The sequence below is a fragment of the Nonomuraea recticatena genome (genome assembly GCF_039533245.1).
Classification (GTDB): domain Bacteria; phylum Actinomycetota; class Actinomycetes; order Streptosporangiales; family Streptosporangiaceae; genus Nonomuraea; species Nonomuraea roseola.
In genome coordinates this window covers 629,046-644,376 of the sequence record NZ_BAAATE010000002.1, presented here as the reverse complement: position 1 = coordinate 644,376, position 15,331 = coordinate 629,046, and the positions used below count along the sequence as shown (strand labels likewise).

Sequence of the window (15,331 nt, the reverse complement as noted above, 5' to 3'; positions counted from 1 at the left end):
AGTCCAGCCGGATGCCCTCCAGATGGTGTGCGGCGCTCCCGCGGTCGACGGTGGCGCCGTTGAGCAGCTCGCGCACGACGTCGAAGGTCTCGGTGACGGCGCTCAGCGGGCGCGAGGGCAGCAGTCCCATCTGCCGCAGCCAGTGGGTGTTGCCGAGGCCCACGGCCGCCTTGACCCGCCCCGGATAGGTCCTGGCCAGTCCTGCCAGCTCCATCGCCAGGACGGCGGGGTGCCTCGTCATCACGCTGGCCAGCCCCAGCCCCGCGGGCATGGCGCGGGTCGCGGCGAGCAGCTGCGTCAGCCCGGACATGCCGCCGGTGAAGAAGCAGTCCTCGGAGAACCACAGCTCGCCGAAGCCGAGCCGCTCCGCCAGCGCGGCTCCCTCTCTCAGCTCCTCCGGTGGCGTGAGGCTACCGAAGACGATCCCGATCGTGCCGGTGTCCATCATGCGTCCCTTTCTGGCTCCTTCTGGGGGACGGTGGCCGCGCCCTCGACGGGAGCGAGCCCCTACGACACCGGAGCCAACCGGACACCTTGTCCGCTTATTCCGCTGAGCCCGTGTCAGCGCCATATCGGCCCTCCGGCGCCTTGGGAGAGGGCAGCGCCACGACAGGGTCGCGCCGGGGGCGTGGTGTCGAGGCGCCTCTGGCGCAAGGGCAGCCAGACGCGGCAGCCGTCAGCCGGTGAAGGACTCGGGGCCGAAGCGGCCCCACGCCACGAAGCCGGCCAGGGCGAGATAGGCCAGGTTCGCCACGATCACCTTGGCCTCGCGACGGCGGAGGTGCGTGATCATCGCGCCCACCATCAGCAGCATCACACCCACGGCAGCCAGCGGCACCAGAACCGGCGCGATGCCGAGCACGGCCGGCAGGATCAGGCCTACCGCGGCCAGGACCTCGAGAAGCCCGATCGCCTTGACGGCGCCGGCGCTGAAGTCCTCGACCCATCCCCCGCCGGGGGCGGCGGCCAGCTTCTCCTTGGACAGGCTCAGCTTGATGGTGCCGCCGGCCAGGAAGGCGACGGCCAGCAGTCCGGCGATGATCCACAGAGCGAGGTCCATGGGGTTCTCCTTGCAGGGGTCGTAGGCGACTCCGGTTCAGCGGCCGGAGCGGGGACGGGGGCTCCTCCCAGCAGTACGACGACACAGCCCCGCCGTATGTGAGGCGGCGTGGCGAGTCTCAGCCCTGCCGGCCAGTCATCTGTAGGCGGCGAAGAACTCGCGGATGTCGCCGAGCAGCAGGTCGGGCGCCTCCATCGCGGCGAAGTGACCGCCGCGGTCGAAGTCGGACCAGCGCACGACATTGTTGACCTTGTCCTCATCTCGGCGCAGGGCGATGTCCTGCACGGTGAACAGCGCCACGGCCATCGGCACGGGGGACGCCTCCTGCTCGCCCCATGCGTGTCCGTCCTCGTAGTAGAGCGCCGCGGAGGAGCCCGCCGTGCCGGTCAGCCAGTAGATCGTGACGTGGGTGAGCAGCAGGTCGCGGTCGATCGCCTCGTGCGGGAGCTCCTTGGCCAGGTCGGTCATGTCCCTGATCTTGTCGACGATCCAGGCGAGCTGACCGGCCGGTGAATCGGTCAGACCGTAGGCGAGGGTCTGCGGCCTGGTGGACTGGATGGCGATGTAGCCGCCCGCCTCGTTCATGAACTCGTTCATCCGCCGCACCCTGGCCCGCTCGCGCTCGGTCAGCGTGGGGTCGTCCTCCTCGGCGCTCGGGTAGGTCGTGCCACCGTTGACGTGCACCGCGACGACGTTGCCAGGAGCGGCCAGGCCCAGCGCGCGGGAGATCCCGCCGCCGAAGTCGCCGCCCTGCGCGCCGTACCTGTCGTAGCCGAGCCTGCGCATGAGTTCGGCCCATGCCGCGGCGATGCGCTGGGTCGTCCAGCCAGGCTCGAGGGTCGGGCCGGAGAATCCGAAGCCGGGGATGGAGGGGATGACCAGGTGGAAGTCGCGAGACAGCGGCTCGATCAGGTCGAGGAACTCCACGATCGAGCCGGGCCAGCCGTGGGTGAGGATCAGCGGCAGGGCGTCGGGGCTGTCGGAGCGGACGTGGAGGAAGTGGATGTTCTGTCCGTTGATCTCGGTGGTGAACTGCGGGTAGGCGTTCAGCCTCGCCTCCCACGCCCGCCAGTCGTAGCCCTCGGCCCAGTGGGCGGCCAGCTCCCGCAGATAGCCGACCGGGACTCCACGGCTCCAGCCCTGGCCGCCGACCTCGCTCGGCCAGCGGGTGCGCGCGAGCCGGTCGCGCAGGTCGTCCAGCTCAGCCTGGGGGATCTCGATGCGAAAGGGACGGATCTCGATGTCGTTGCTCATGTCGAAGACGCTATAAGCCACCTAGGACAGCGACAGGCCTAGGTGTGCGGCACAGTGGAAAACATGGTGGAAACCTCTGCTCGCCTGCTCAAGCTGCTGTCGCTGTTGCAGACCCATCTCCCATGGTCGGGCACGGAGCTGGCGGATCGGCTCGGTGTGAGCCCGCGTACCGTCCGCCGCGACGTCGGCCGGCTGCGCGAGCTCGGTTACACGGTGGACGCCGTCGCGGGAGCGTCCGGGTACAGGCTCGGCGCCGGATCCGACCTGCCGCCGCTGCTGCTGGACGATGAGGAGGCGGTGGCGGTCGCCGTGGGGTTGCGCACCGCCGCGGGCCTGACCGTGACCGGCATCGAGGACAGCTCGGTGCGAGCGCTGGCCAAACTGGAGCGGGTGCTGCCGTCCCGGCTGCGGCACCGCGTCCGCGCGCTGCAGTCGATGACCGTCCCCATGATGGCGGGCGGACCCGCGGTCGATCCCGACACCCTGACCGTGGTCACGGCCGCCTGCCGCGACCACGAGACCCTACGGTTCGACTACCGCACCCATGAGGGAGACCTGAGCAGACGCCTGGTGGAGCCTTACCGCCTCGTGGCCACCGGCCGCCGCTGGTACCTGGTCGCCTACGACACCGAGCGCGCGGACTGGCGCACCTTCCGCCTAGACCGGCTCACCCTCCGCAGCCCCAACGGCCCGCGCTTCGTCCCCCGCGACCCGCCCGCCACCGACCTGGCCGGATACACCTCCCACGCGATATCGAGCGCGCCCTACCGTTACCAGGGCCGCTTCACCATGCGCGCGCCCGCCGCGGCCGTGGCCGAGCGCATCGCCCCCACGACAGGCACGGTCGAGCCCATCGACGCGCGGACATGCACGCTGACCTGCGGCTCCAACTCCCTCGACGAGTTGGCCCTGTGGGTGGCACTGACCGGGGTGCCCTTCACCGTCCACGATCCGCCTGAGCTGATCGAACATGTCCGCGCGCTCACCGCCCGACTCGCCGAGGGGGCCGGCCTGCGGATGGCCTAACCCGGCTGGATCCGATCCAGTCGGCGCCACTGCTCGGCGCTCAGCCGCAGACTCGCCGCGGCGACGTTCTCCTGCAGGTGGTCGATCGAGGCGGTGCCCGGAATCGGCAGCACGACCGGCGAGCGATCGAGGAGCCACGCGAGCGAGACCTGCGCCGCCGTGGCGCCGAGTTCGGCCGCCACGGCGGCGACCTCGGCCGTCGCCTTCGTCACCGCGGGGTGGACGGGGCGCCAGGGCAGGAAGGCGATCCCAGCGGCGGCGCAGGCGTCGAGCACGGCCTCGTGCTCGCGATCGAGCAGGTTGTAGCGGTTCTGCACGCTCGCGACGTCGATGATCTGCCGCGCCTGCTCGAGCTCGGCGACGGTGACCTCGGACAGCCCGATGTGGCCGATCTTGCCCTGGACCTGGAGCTCGCGCAGCGTTCCCAGCTGGTCGGCGAGCGGCACCGCGGGATCGATGCGATGCAACTGGAGCAGCTCGAGCCGGTCGACCCTGAGCCTGCGCAGGCCCTGCTCGACCTGATCGCGCAGGAAGTCCGGCCGTCCGCAGAGCGTCGCCTCGTGCGGCGGGTCCGGCGGCGCGACCCCGACCTTCGTCGCGACGAGCAGGTCGTCAGGGTAGGGGTACAGCGCCTCGGCCAGGAGTTCCTCGTTGGCGCCCCACCCGTACATGTGCGCGGTGTCGATCAGCGTGACGCCCAGCTCGACGGCGCGCCTGGCCACGGCGATGGCGGCTCGCCGGTCCGGTCCTGGTTCGGTCGGCAGTCGCATGGCCCCGAACCCGAGCCGCCGTACGCCGAGCTCACCCCCGATGCGGAACGTGCTCGATGTCATTGTCGGTTTCGCCCTCTCATTCACAGTTGATCACGATGACAGCGTCGCTGATCGTCATGGTCCTACGTGTCCCCGTGGCGGCGGACGTGACCAGGTCCGCGCTCCTGGGGCAGGCGCCGCTCACGCAGGCGAGCCCGCCAGGCGCCGGTGTCAGGGCCCGTCACTCGGGCTCGACGAACTGCATGTCGAGCTGGATCTTGACCGAGTCACCGAGGATGGCCATGGCGAAGCCGAGACCGAAGTCGCTGCGGCGGATCTCACCCTTCCCCTCGAAACCGGCGTGCCGGCGTCCGTCCACGACGGAGTCCTCGACCCCGCCGAACTCGACGTCGAAGGTGACCGGCCGGGTCACCTCGCCGATGGTGAGGTTGCCCTCCATGGTCCAGTCGTCGCCGTCGCCGTCGATCCTGATGGAGCGGAACGCCATGACAGGGCGGTTGGCGACGTCGAGCATGTCGGGGCCGCTGACGTGGGCGTCGCGGTCGGCGTTGCCTGTGTCGATCGAGTCGAGCGCGACGGTGGCGGTGACCACGCAGCCTTCGAGGGTGTCGCCGACGGTGAGGTCCGCCTCGAAGCGCCCGAACTGGCCGCGCACCTTCGAGATGCCGAGGTGGCGGATCGTGAAACCGACCGCCGAGTGGAACGGATCGAGGGTCCAGTGCCCGGCGGCGAGCGGCAGGGCGGTCGTGGTCGTCATGGTCTCAGCAGTCATGCCCCCCAATCTGGCCCGGACGGCGGCGCTCAGGGAGGCCGGGCTGAGACGGGCCCTGACAGGGCGACGATGAGCGCGCCGGAGGCCGGTAGGTTGCGGGTGTGAGCGACAACGAGCTGGGCGCGTTCCTGCGCAGCCGCCGGGAGGCCCTCAGCCCTGAAGAGGTCGGGCTTCCCCACGGGTCCCGGCGCAGGACCCCCGGACTGCGCCGCGCCGAGCTGGCCATGCTGGCGGGGATCAGCGTCGAATACTTGGCACGGCTGGAGCAGGGCCGCGACCGTCATCCGTCCCCGCAGGTGCTCGGCGCGCTCGCCGACGCCCTGCGGATGTCCACCGACGAGCGTTTCCACCTCAGGCTCCTGGCGAAGGCGATCGAAGGCGGCAGCTCGTACGTCTGCCCTTCGGCGCGGCCGCCGGTCGTGTCCATCCGGCCGACGGTGCGGGCGCTGCTCGACAAGCTGGAGCCGTCCCCGGCGGTGCTGATCAACCGGATGACACAGGTGCTCGCCTACACCACGGGCTTCGAGCGCCTGGCCCGCCCCAGCGGCCTCCTGGACGCGGCCGAGCCCAGCTTCCTCCGGTTCGTGTTCACCGACCCGCGCGCCCGCGACGTCTACCCCGACTGGGACGCCGTCGCGACCCAGCAGGTCGCCACCCTCAAGCACGCGGCCGGTCTCGCCGACCCGCACGTGGCCGCGCTCGTCGACGAGCTCACCATCACGGCCGGCGGACCTTTCAGCGGGCGGCTCACGACGCCGGGCGTCCCCGAGCGGGCCGGTGTCCAGCGCTGGACGCATCCGGAAGCCGGGGAGCTGCGCCTCGCGTACGAGGCTCTCGAACTCGCCGACGATCAGCGTCTGATCGCCTACCTGCCGGCGGACGAGACGTCCTCGGCCGCGCTCGATCGTCTGGCCGGCCGCCACCCCGGCACGCTCCGCGTCGTCAACGGCTGACCCACGCCGCTTCCCCGGCGGACGTGCGCGCCCACGCCGGGCCTTGCGGGTGATCGCCCGGCCGGACCGGGCGTCGGCGAACGGCCTGGGTGTACGGCCGAGGTCGCTCCCGGTTGCCTCACGGGGCTCCCATCTCCTATCTTGGACTAGTCGTTCCAAGATAGGAGTTCGGGAATGCCGGACGTCAAGCATTTCGATCCCGACGTTGCGCTGGACCAAGTCGTGTCCTTGTTCTGGGAGCACGGCGCCGACACCACAGGAGTCGCCGAGGTGGTGAAGGTGACCGGGCTGAGCCGATCGAGCCTGTATGCGACCTTCGGCGGCAAGGGGCAGCTGTACGCGGCCGCGCTGCGCCGCTACCTGGAGCGACAGTCCCGCCCGGTGTTCGACGCCCTGGCCGTCGACGAGCGGGGCCTGCCCGCCATCGCCGGCTTCTTCGAGCGGCTGGTGTCCGCGCGTTGCACGGGCGAGCACGCCCGCTGGGGCTGCCTGGTCACCAACGCGCACGCCGCGGCCGGACGCGAGCTCCCCGAGGTACAGCACGTGCTGGCGGCTCACCACGGGGCGTTGCGCTCGGCGATGCGTGCCGCACTGGAGGCGGCCCGCCGGCACGGCCACCTGCGATCCGGCCTCGATACGGAGGCGAGCGCCGAGACGCTCGCCCTGCTGGCCTACGCGGTCAACCTCCGCTCACGATCCGGAGCCGAGGCGGCCGAGCTCCTGGCCGGCGTGCGCGCAGTCCTGGACGGCTTCACCGATGTCACCACCACCGAGGAGAACCGATGATCGATTTCCGCGTCTACGACGAGACCGACGCCCCTGAGGCCGCGCGCCCGCAACTGGAGGCGGCCAAGAAGCGGATGGGGTTCGTGACCACGTTGAACGGGGTGATGGCCGAGTCGCCGGAGTTGCTGGCCGGATACAACGCGCTGGCCGAGCAGTTCGGCAGGTCCTCCCTGCCAGGACCGGCCAAACACGTCGTGTGGATCACCGCCAGCGTGGAGAACGGCTGCGAGTACTGCGTGGCCGCCCACTCCACCCTCGCCTTGCGCTCGCGTGTCCCCGCCGAGGTGGTCGAGGCCCTGCGAGCGGAGAAGCCGCTGCAGGACGAGGCGCTGGAGGCGGCCCGCCGGCTCACCCATGCCATGGTCGTCCAGCGCGGCTGGGTGGACGACGCGCAGATCGAGGCCTTCATGGCGGCCGGCTACACCCGCCGCCACGTACTCGACATCGTGCTCGGCGTCGGGATGAAGACGCTGTCGAACTACACCAACCACATCGCGCACACCCCGCTGGACCCGGCGTGGCAGGGCCAGGAGTGGAGCCGCGAGCCCGCCGGCGCCTGAGTACCGCCCCTGGGCCCAGTTGTGGTCGGTGAGCAGGGTGTACGGCTCAGGAGACCGGGCGGTGACCGCGCTGGACGCGGTGACCACCGCATTCGCGCCGGGCACCTTCACCGCGGTGATGGGCCCGTCCGGCTCGGGAAAGTCCACGCTGCTGCACTGCGCCGCCGGGCTGGACCGGCCCGGCGACGCAGTGCAGTCATTGCACCGAATGGCCGGCATCGAGGCACATGAGACGAGCGGGTCTGGGTCTTCGTGCTCATCCTGGTCGGACTGTCGGTGGGCTACAGCGCCATCGCCATCGCCCTGCTGATGGCCACGGCCGACCGGACAGCCGATCTGCGTGTGCTGCGGATGTCGGGCGCGACCACCGGCCAGGTGCTGCGAACCGTCGCCCTCGCGTCGACCCTGGTGGTCGCGATCGGTGCGCTGCTCGGCATCGTGGTGGCCGTGACGGCTCTGGTCGGCATCACCGCGGGGCTGACCAACATGATCGGCATGACCGTCGGCATGATCCTTCCCTGGCCCGTCATCGGCGCGGTCATCGGCATCTACCTCCTGCTCGCCGTCGCCGCCTCGCTCATCCCGGCCAGAGCCGCGCTCCGGCCGGCCGATCCGGCCCGGCCTTTCACCCCTCGCCGACGTCGAGATCGCCGCAGGTCAGTCTGACGGATTCAGGGGATTGCCCGGCGAGTAGTCGCCGAGGCTGGTGAGCAGCTTGCGCAGCAGACCGGCGAGATCTTCCTGGTCGCGGCCGCTCAGTTTGCTGAGAAGCTTCGCCTCCAGGTCGACATGGTGGACGACGACCCGGTCGATCAGCTCCCTGCCGCCGTCGGTCAACGAGATCAACACGCTGCGCCGATTGAGGGGATCGACCTCGCGGGTCACCAGCTTCCTGGCGACGAGCCGGTCGATCCGGTTGGTGATCGCTCCGGAGGTGACCATCGACGACTCGACCAACTGCCCCGCGGTGAGCTGATACGGGGAGCCTGACCTGCGCAGCGTCCCCAGGATGTCGAACTCCCACAGCTGCAGGTCATGCGTGGCGAAGTGGTCGCGAAGCTCGCGTTCGAGCAGTCGGCAGGCGCGCTGGATCCGGGCCACCACGCCCATCGGCGTGGGGTCGATGTCGGGCCGCTCGGTCCGCCACTGGTCCATCCGCCAGTCGACGTTGTCCTCCACGGGCCTGCCGCCTCCAGAACGTCTCAACGTGAAACTGTTTGACGCCATGCTAACAGACGGCTACATTCGCCAACGTTAAACATTTCAATGTTAAGGAGATGGGATGACACAGGCTCTGAGCCGGTCTGACGTGGGCAGCGCGCCCCCGCCCGGCGGCACCCTGGGAATGACCGCGCTGACCGCGCTCGCCCCTGCCAGCTGGGGCACCACGTACCTGGTCACCACCGAGTTCCTCCCGACCGGCTACCCGTTGGTGTCCGGTGTGATCCGCGCGCTGCCTGCCGGGCTGATCCTGCTCGCCGTCACGCGCAGGCTGCCGCACGGCACGTGGCTGTGGCGCTCGCTGCTGCTCGGCACACTCAACATCGGCGCGCTCTTCGCGCTGCTGTTCGTCGCCGCCTATCGACTGCCGGGCGGCATCGCGGCGACCCTCACCGCCGTCCAGCCGTTGCTCGTCGTCGGCCTGGCGTTCCTGCTGCTCGGCGAGAAGCCCACACGCTGGCGGCTCGGCTGGGGCCTGGTCGGCGTGGTGGGCGTCGGGTTGATCGTGCTGCGCGGCCGGCTCTCCTTCGACCTGCTCGGCATCCTGGCCGGCATCGCGGCCGCCGGCGTGATGGCCGGCGGGATCGTCCTGACCAAACGCTGGGGGCGTCCTGAGGGCGCCGGCGCTGCGACCATCGCCGGCTGGCAGCTCACCGCCGGCGGTCTCGTGCTCGTTCCGCTCGCCCTCGCCTTCGAGGGGCTTCCGTCCGGACTCGACCTTCCTGCGGTCGGCGGCTACGCGTGGCTGTCCGTCGTAGGCGCCCTGCTTTCCTTCCTGGTCTGGTTCCACGGCATCGGCAGGCTGCCCGTGGTCGCCGTGTCGTTCCTCGCCCTGCTCTCACCCATGGTCGCCACGGTCCTGGGCTGGCTGTTCCTCGGTGAAGCCCTGACGGCGTGGCAGGGCGTCGGGTTCGTGCTCGCGCTGGCCGCGATCGCCGCCGCGCAGCTGACCCCCGAGGTCGTCCGCAACCTGGTCCGTTTCCCCGCCACCACCAAAGGAGAATGAGCGTGTCGCGCACCGTGCTGATCACCGGAGCCACCGGAACCGTGTCCACCGCGCTGATGAATGCGCTGGAAGGGGCCGATGTGCGCCTTCGTGCGCTCGTCCGCGACAAGTCCCGAGCGGACGGCCCGCGCGAGCAGGGCGCCGAGGTCTTCGTCGGCGACCTCGATGACCCCCGCTCTCTGCCGCCCGCCTTCGAGGGCGTGCAGGACGTGTGGCTGCTCACCCCGAACAGCCCGCGCGCCCCGGAGAACAACATGAACGCCGTGTGGGCCGCACGCCAGGCCGGCGTGGAGCGCATCGTGCGCCTGTCCGCCGTCGGCGCCGCGCACGACGCGCCGAACCGCAGCGGCAGGCTGCACGCGCTGTCGGACAGGGAGACCGAACGGTGCGGCATGCGCTGGACGATCCTGCGTCCGCTCTGGTTCATGCAGAACCTGCTGAACGAGGCGGGCGACATCGCCGCCACCGGCTCGTTCTCGCTGAACATGGCCTCGGCGCGGCTCAGCATGATCGACGTGCGCGACATCGCCGCGTGCGCCGCCCGCGTGCTCCTCGACGACCCGGATCGCCACCACGGCCGGACGTACACCCTCACAGGCCCGCGCTCGCTGACGTTCGACGAGGTCGCCGGTCAGTTGGGCCTCGCTCTCGGCAGGCCCGTCACGTATCTGCCGGTCAGCGACGACGCCAAGCGCAGGGCACTGCTCGGCTACGGCGTTCCGCGATGGATCGTCGACATGGTCGAGGAGTACGCGCAGGCGTACGTCTCCGGCTGGGGGGACTTCACCACCGACACGGTCGCCGACCTTCTCGGCCGCCCGTCGCGCGACATCGCCGACTTCGCCCGCGACCACGCCGCCGCGTTCACCTCGGCCGACGGTCGCTGACCCGCGTCTCGGCGACGGTGTGAGCGGGCCGTCCCGGAGCCGATTCAGGGAAGGAATTGAATGTTCATGCGCCAGCGTGCATACTTCTGCACATGTCCAAAGTGCTCACCTCCCTGCCTGTCGGCACACGTGTCGGAATCGCCTTCTCCGGAGGCCTCGACACCTCGGTAGCGGTCGCGTGGATGCGGGAGAAGGGTGCCGTGCCGTGCACCTACACCGCTGACATCGGCCAGTACGACGAGCCGGACGTCGCATCGGTGCCCGGACGCGCCACGGCGTACGGCGCGGAGGTCGCCCGGCTGGTCGACTGCCGGGCGGCCCTCGTGGAGGAGGGGCTGGCGGCCCTCGCGTGCGGGGCGTTCCACATCCGGTCCGGTGGCCGCGTGTACTTCAACACCACGCCGCTGGCGCGGGCCGTCACGGGAACCTTGCTGGTGCGCGCGATGCTCGAGGACGACGTCCAGGTCTGGGGTGACGGCTCCACCTTCAAGGGCAACGACATCGAGCGGTTCTACCGGTACGGCCTGCTGGCCAACCCGTCCCTGCGGATCTACAAGCCGTGGCTGGACGCGGACTTCGTCAGCGAGCTCGGCGGCCGCAAGGAGATGTCGGAGTGGCTGCTCGAGCGCGGCCTGCCCTATCGCGACAGCGTGGAGAAGGCCTACTCCACCGACGCGAACATCTGGGGCGCTACCCACGAGGCCAAGGCGCTCGAGCACCTCGACGCGGGCATCGAGACCGTCGAGCCGATCATGGGCGTGCGGTTCTGGGACGAAGCCACGCAGATCGCCGCCGAGGACGTCACGATCGGCTTCGAGCAGGGACGCCCGGTGACGATCAACGGCAAGGGGTTCGCCTCCGACGTCGACCTGGTGCTCGAGGCCAACGCCATCGGCGGCCGGCACGGCATGGGCATGTCCGACCAGATCGAGAACCGGGTCATCGAGGCCAAGAGCCGGGGCGTCTACGAGGCGCCCGGGATGGCGTTGCTGCACGTGGCGTACGAGCGGCTGGTCAACGCCATCCACAACGAGGAGACCCTCTCGATCTACTACAGCGAGGGACGGCGGCTGGGCAGGCTCCTGTACGAGGGCCGCTGGCTCGACCCGCAGGCGCTGATGCTGCGCGAGTCGCTGCAACGCTGGATCGGGACGGCGGTCACCGGCGAGGTGACCCTCCGCCTGCGGCGCGGCGAGGACTACTCCATCCTGAACACGTCAGGGCCCGCGTTCAGCTACCACCCGGACAAGCTGTCCATGGAGCGGACCGAGGATTCCGCCTTCGGGCCGGTCGACCGCATCGGCCAGCTGACCATGCGCAATCTCGACATCGCCGACTCCCGCGCCAAGCTCGAGCTGTACGCAGGACTCGGCATGGTCGGCACCCCGCACCCGGCGCTGATCGGTGCCGCCCCGACGACCAGCCTGGTCGGCGTGCTGCCCGAAGGCGGGGCTGAGGCGATCGCGTCCCGCGGGGAGAACCCCGACCACGACGAGCTGCTCGACCAGGCCGCGATGGAGTTCGGGACCGACTGACGGCACCGGGCTCGGCCGCCGATCGATTCGGCCAGGAGCCCGGCATGACGGCGACCAGGCCGGGCGCGCCGCCACACGCGCGAGCGCCTCGGCGTGGCGCCGCCGGCCACCGCGCCGGCTTGCGTTCGAGCGCGCTCGAAGCCATAGCGTCGCCGCCATGACGACACAGATTTGGATGGGATCCGCGTGATGACCGTCGAGCGGTGGGCCGAGATGGCCCGCAGCGCCGGCTTCGAGGGCGTGCCGGCCTCGGCCCGGCCGATTTAGGCTGGCAGGCATGGCCACCGAAGATCTGATGACCAGGGCGCTCGACATGCTGGGTGACGACGGTCCGCTGTCGGTCGAGGCGATCCACCGCCTCACCGAGCCGGCCGACGTGCCCGAGTCGATGGTGATCGCCGAGGTCGCCGAGCTCCTCGACGTCTCGCCCCACACGCTGCGCTACTACGAGCGGGCCGGGCTGGTCGAGGTGGCCCGCGACGGCAACGGCCATCGTGTCTACGACGCCCAAGCGGTGCGGCGCCTGGTGTTCATCACCAGGATGCGGCTGTCCGGTATGGCGATGCGCGACCTGCAGCACTACGTCTCGCTCGTCGACGCGGGCGAGCACACCGAGCCCGAGCGGCTCGACATGCTGCTCGAACAGCGCGACACCATCCGCCGCCGACTCCGCGAGCTGACCCTTTCCCTCTCGGCGGTCGAGTACAAGATCGCCACGTACGGGGGCTCGACCGGACCGGACGTCCAGGCGTCCGGCTCCGGCCCCGGCACCGGCCGTACGGCGTCGCCGCACGAGCCGTAGCGACGGGCAGAGTGAGGGACACCGCTCGCTGGTCGCGCCTGCCATGGTCAGGCGGCCGACGGCATCCCTAGGCGGGTGGCTCCAGCCAGACGTAGCCGGCGGCGGCCACCAGCGAGACGAGCACGAGGGCGGCTCCGCCCGCCACCTTCTGCCATCGCGGCCGCTCCACCGAAGGGTCGCGGGCGAAGACCTGCTCCCTGACCAGGACGGCGTGGCAGGTCCCGCCGAACCACAGGCTGATCAACGCCAGCATCGGGATGATGTCCAGCTTGTTCAGCCCGTCGTCGTCGGTGAACGGCATCACCAGGAAGATGGCGCCCAACCCGAGGTAGGCCAGAGCCCACAGGCCCAGTCCGAGCGAGCGCCGCGTGACGGCGGCGTACACGAACGCCCACGGCGTGTCGTACCCGCAGCTCAGCAGCGGGATGGCCGCCCACACCCAACTGCCCCACACCGGGCCGCCTTCCGGGGCCTGGGCCTGAGGACGCGGCGAGGTGACACCGAGGCCGGGGCCGGGCGGGATCGATCGGCGGCAGCTCGCCGATCGCACCGTCCTGACGGCCATCGTGGCGCACGAACTCTGCCATGTGCGCCTCCTCGGGGAGGGCGCATCTCGCGGGAACGGGAGGACCAGCGTCCAGCGACTTGAGCAGCCGGCGCCTCGGCTACCTCACCCAGCAGGAGTTCGGCTACGCGCTCGCCCGCTACTGCTGGGTGCGCGGGGAGAGGCGGCCGAGCTGGGCCGCCTACCTGGGCCCCGGCGCCCGCGCCGCCCTGACGCGGGCTCTGTCCCACCTCGCCCACGACGCGGACGATCAGGAGTTCCGCAAGCCGTCCCCTGAGATTGCTTTGAACAACGGCTGGTTCCTGCCCTTCAAGTGATGCTCCACGTAGCGCCTGGCCCATGATCTGCCCCGCACTCCTCATGGTGACTACTCAGAGTGATCGAACGAACACTATTGTGTGACTTAGCGCCCTACGGCTGTAGCGCTTGATCACTCTCTCGACAAGGAACCTTCGATGAAGATCACCGTTGCCACGCTGAGCTTGGCTCTCTTCGCCCTCGTCGGCCTGGCCTCGCCTGCCCACGCGGGCTCGACCCCTGCCTACGTCTGCATGGTCGTGAACCTGGCGGAGGACGGCACGCTGGACGGCACCTACTGCCACGAGAACGACGGCGCCCCCGCGCGCGGCGCGATCAAGGGGCCGTTCGCCGTCTGGTCGCCCTTCCAGCTGACCCGCGTCATCATCTGCAGGTCAGGCCAGGCCGACACCCCTTCCCGGATCACCGCATCCGGCTGTCACCGTCTCTTCTGAGCCATCCTTCGCGGCGCGCCACGTCCTTGTCGGGGACGCGGCGCGCTTTCTTCGTCCGGCCGAGCCGCCGGCCGAAGCCTTGGCGTCAGCTGACGGCGGGGAGGACCCGCACCGCGTGGTCGAATCCGGCGCAGGCCGCTCGCGCCGGCAAGGCGAGACCGGCGTCCGTCACCTCGCGCCCCGAGGGGAGACCAGTCCGGTCTCGTAGGCCAGCACGACGGCCTGCACGCGGTCGCGAAGGCCGAGTTTGGACAGGATGCGCGCGACATGGGTCTTCACCGTCGTGGGGCTGAGAGTCAGCCGGTCAGCGAGCTCGGCGTTGCTGAGGCCCGTGGCGAGCAGGCTCAGCACCTCCAGCTCCCGTGGCGTCAGCTCCGCCAGGTCACGATGCGGGGCGCTCTCCTCCTCCTCGCGAGGGGCGAAGCGCTCGATCAGGCGACGGGTGATGGTCGGCGCGAGCAGGGCGTCGCCCGAGCGCACCAGCCGTACGGCGGCCACCAGGTGCTCTGGGGTGACGTCCTTGAGCAGGAAGCCGCTGGCGCCCGCGGTGAGGGCGGCGTACACGTAGTGGTCGAGGTCATAGGTGGTCAGGATGAGGACGCGGGTCTCCGCGCCGCCAGTGACGATCTGCCGGGTGGCTTCGAGTCCGTCCGTCCGCGGCATCCTGACGTCCATGAGCACGACGTCGGGTCTGGCGTGCCGGACGGCGGCGACCGCCTCCTCTCCGTCGGCCGCCTCCGCCACCACCTCGATGCCGTCGGCGGCGAGGATCATCCGGAAACCGGTACGCACCAGCGCCTGGTCGTCGGCGATGACCACACGCACGGGCCCGCTCACGCGCCCGTCCACGGCAGCCTGGCCACGAGCCGGTAGCCGCCGCCCGCTCTCCGTCCCGCGTCGAGCGTGCCGTGCTGGCCGACCAGCTCGGCCTCGAACACGGCGCCCGGCTGTCAGGGGCCCGCGCGCTGGAGATCACCCGGCGGTACGCCGGGGCCTTCTTCGACCTGCACCTGCACAAGAAGGCGCAGCCCCTGCTGGACAAGCCGTCGAAGCGCTACCCCGAGGTCAAGCACTGCTCACCCGAGAGGAAGACCTGCGTGTAGGACCAGACGCGTCCGGGCGGCCTCGCCGGTCATGCGACTCCTCCCTGCGTCGGTCATGAAGGGTCCGCAGGCGAGCCGGCGCGCGAGACGAGGGTGATCGCTCCCGACGGGCACACGTCGAGCGCCCGGCGCGCCTTCGCCTGGTGCCCGGGCGGCGGCGACGAATCCAGCAGCATCACCCTGCCGTCGTCGAGGTCCTGGTCGAAGACCTCCGGGGCGGTCAGCGCGCACATGCCCGCCCCGATGCAGCGCTCGCGATCCACTTCGAGTTCCATC

21 protein-coding genes and 1 pseudogene are annotated in these 15,331 nt (G+C 70.6%); 13 read left to right on the top strand and 9 right to left on the bottom strand.

Going from position 1 to position 15,331, the window contains the following annotated elements:
• From ABFX50_RS06335 to ABFX50_RS06325, 3 genes are all read right to left on the bottom strand, one after another.
• Nucleotides 1–448: LLM class flavin-dependent oxidoreductase (locus ABFX50_RS06335; RefSeq protein ID WP_346144063.1), on the bottom strand; the 448-nt coding region annotated here is incomplete at its 3' end.
• Between the two features lie 228 nt (nt 449–676).
• The gene (locus ABFX50_RS06330) at nt 677–1,060 is read right to left on the bottom strand and encodes a DoxX family protein (protein ID WP_346144061.1); all 384 of its coding nucleotides are present in this window, start codon (nt 1,058–1,060) and stop codon (nt 677–679) included.
• A gap of 135 nt (nt 1,061–1,195) precedes the next feature.
• Entirely contained in the window at nt 1,196–2,314 is a 1,119-nt protein-coding gene (locus ABFX50_RS06325; protein WP_346144059.1) for an epoxide hydrolase family protein, read from the bottom strand.
• Between the two features lie 63 nt (nt 2,315–2,377).
• On the opposite strand from ABFX50_RS06325, the gene ABFX50_RS06320 reads away from it, so the two are divergent.
• The gene (locus tag ABFX50_RS06320) at nt 2,378–3,340 is read left to right on the top strand and encodes a helix-turn-helix transcriptional regulator (protein ID WP_346144057.1); all 963 of its coding nucleotides are present in this window, start codon (nt 2,378–2,380) and stop codon (nt 3,338–3,340) included.
• Here ABFX50_RS06320 and ABFX50_RS06315 read toward each other — a convergent pair.
• Both ABFX50_RS06315 and ABFX50_RS06310 read right to left on the bottom strand, forming a co-directional pair.
• Complete coding sequence (locus tag ABFX50_RS06315) at nt 3,337–4,173, bottom strand: aldo/keto reductase (protein WP_346144055.1); 837 nt, start codon at nt 4,171–4,173, stop codon at nt 3,337–3,339. The two genes, ABFX50_RS06320 and ABFX50_RS06315, sit on opposite strands and share 4 nt — an antisense overlap.
• Before the next feature lie 160 nt (nt 4,174–4,333).
• Nucleotides 4,334–4,885: a YceI family protein gene (locus ABFX50_RS06310; protein WP_346144053.1), complete on the bottom strand. Its 552-nt coding sequence runs from the start codon at nt 4,883–4,885 to the stop codon at nt 4,334–4,336.
• Nucleotides 4,886–4,986: 101 nt separating this feature from the next.
• On the opposite strand from ABFX50_RS06310, the gene ABFX50_RS06305 reads away from it, so the two are divergent.
• From ABFX50_RS06305 to ABFX50_RS06285, 5 genes and pseudogenes are all read left to right on the top strand, one after another.
• Nucleotides 4,987–5,838 (top strand): helix-turn-helix domain-containing protein, encoded by an 852-nt coding sequence (locus tag ABFX50_RS06305; RefSeq protein ID WP_346144051.1) that lies wholly within the window; start codon nt 4,987–4,989, stop codon nt 5,836–5,838.
• Nucleotides 5,839–6,012: 174 nt separating this feature from the next.
• Entirely contained in the window at nt 6,013–6,624 is a 612-nt protein-coding gene (locus tag ABFX50_RS06300) for a TetR/AcrR family transcriptional regulator (RefSeq protein WP_346144049.1), read from the top strand.
• The gene (locus ABFX50_RS06295; protein WP_346144047.1) at nt 6,621–7,184 is read left to right on the top strand and encodes a carboxymuconolactone decarboxylase family protein; all 564 of its coding nucleotides are present in this window, start codon (nt 6,621–6,623) and stop codon (nt 7,182–7,184) included. Before ABFX50_RS06300 ends, ABFX50_RS06295 begins: the two co-directional genes overlap by 4 nt.
• Nucleotides 7,185–7,203: 19 nt before the next feature.
• Nucleotides 7,204–7,365 (top strand): annotated as a pseudogene (locus ABFX50_RS06290) (ATP-binding cassette domain-containing protein); the annotation flags it as partial.
• 71 nt (nt 7,366–7,436) lie between these two features.
• Nucleotides 7,437–7,850: an FtsX-like permease family protein gene (locus ABFX50_RS06285; protein WP_346144045.1), complete on the top strand. Its 414-nt coding sequence runs from the start codon at nt 7,437–7,439 to the stop codon at nt 7,848–7,850.
• Here the strand turns inward: ABFX50_RS06285 and ABFX50_RS06280 are convergent.
• A complete protein-coding gene (locus tag ABFX50_RS06280) occupies nt 7,842–8,390 on the bottom strand; it encodes a MarR family winged helix-turn-helix transcriptional regulator (RefSeq protein ID WP_346144043.1) in 549 nt (182 codons plus the stop codon). The two genes, ABFX50_RS06285 and ABFX50_RS06280, sit on opposite strands and share 9 nt — an antisense overlap.
• Nucleotides 8,391–8,466: 76 nt before the next feature.
• Between ABFX50_RS06280 and ABFX50_RS06275 the strand changes: the two genes are divergently transcribed.
• From ABFX50_RS06275 to ABFX50_RS06260, 4 genes are all read left to right on the top strand, one after another.
• Nucleotides 8,467–9,411 carry an EamA family transporter gene (locus tag ABFX50_RS06275; protein WP_346144041.1) on the top strand — a complete coding sequence of 315 codons (945 nt, stop codon included), beginning with the start codon at nt 8,467–8,469 and terminating at the stop codon, nt 9,409–9,411.
• A gap of 2 nt (nt 9,412–9,413) precedes the next feature.
• Nucleotides 9,414–10,298 (top strand): SDR family oxidoreductase, encoded by an 885-nt coding sequence (locus tag ABFX50_RS06270; protein ID WP_346144039.1) that lies wholly within the window; start codon nt 9,414–9,416, stop codon nt 10,296–10,298.
• A gap of 92 nt (nt 10,299–10,390) precedes the next feature.
• Entirely contained in the window at nt 10,391–11,833 is a 1,443-nt protein-coding gene (gene argG, locus ABFX50_RS06265; protein ID WP_183645308.1) for an argininosuccinate synthase, read from the top strand.
• A 277-nt stretch (nt 11,834–12,110) separates the two neighbouring features.
• Nucleotides 12,111–12,635 (top strand): MerR family transcriptional regulator, encoded by a 525-nt coding sequence (locus ABFX50_RS06260; RefSeq protein WP_346144036.1) that lies wholly within the window; start codon nt 12,111–12,113, stop codon nt 12,633–12,635.
• A gap of 67 nt (nt 12,636–12,702) precedes the next feature.
• Here ABFX50_RS06260 and ABFX50_RS06255 read toward each other — a convergent pair whose 3' ends face one another.
• A complete protein-coding gene (locus ABFX50_RS06255) occupies nt 12,703–13,089 on the bottom strand; it encodes a hypothetical protein (RefSeq protein ID WP_346144034.1) in 387 nt (128 codons plus the stop codon).
• A 191-nt stretch (nt 13,090–13,280) separates the two neighbouring features.
• Between ABFX50_RS06255 and ABFX50_RS06250 the strand changes: the two genes are divergently transcribed.
• Nucleotides 13,281–13,517, top strand: a complete 237-nt coding sequence (locus ABFX50_RS06250) for a hypothetical protein (protein WP_346144032.1) — start codon at nt 13,281–13,283, stop codon at nt 13,515–13,517.
• A gap of 138 nt (nt 13,518–13,655) precedes the next feature.
• Nucleotides 13,656–13,952 (top strand): hypothetical protein, encoded by a 297-nt coding sequence (locus tag ABFX50_RS06245; protein WP_346144030.1) that lies wholly within the window; start codon nt 13,656–13,658, stop codon nt 13,950–13,952.
• 168 nt (nt 13,953–14,120) lie between these two features.
• Here the strand turns inward: ABFX50_RS06245 and ABFX50_RS06240 are convergent, their stop codons facing one another.
• A complete protein-coding gene (locus ABFX50_RS06240; protein WP_346144028.1) occupies nt 14,121–14,789 on the bottom strand; it encodes a response regulator in 669 nt (222 codons plus the stop codon).
• Between the two features lie 71 nt (nt 14,790–14,860).
• Between ABFX50_RS06240 and ABFX50_RS06235 the strand changes: the two genes are divergently transcribed.
• Complete coding sequence (locus tag ABFX50_RS06235) at nt 14,861–15,055, top strand: hypothetical protein (RefSeq protein WP_346144026.1); 195 nt, start codon at nt 14,861–14,863, stop codon at nt 15,053–15,055.
• A gap of 53 nt (nt 15,056–15,108) precedes the next feature.
• On the opposite strand, the gene ABFX50_RS06230 is transcribed toward ABFX50_RS06235, so the two are convergent.
• Entirely contained in the window at nt 15,109–15,330 is a 222-nt protein-coding gene (locus ABFX50_RS06230; RefSeq protein WP_183645317.1) for a ferredoxin, read from the bottom strand.
• Nucleotide 15,331: the final 1 nt, after the last annotated feature.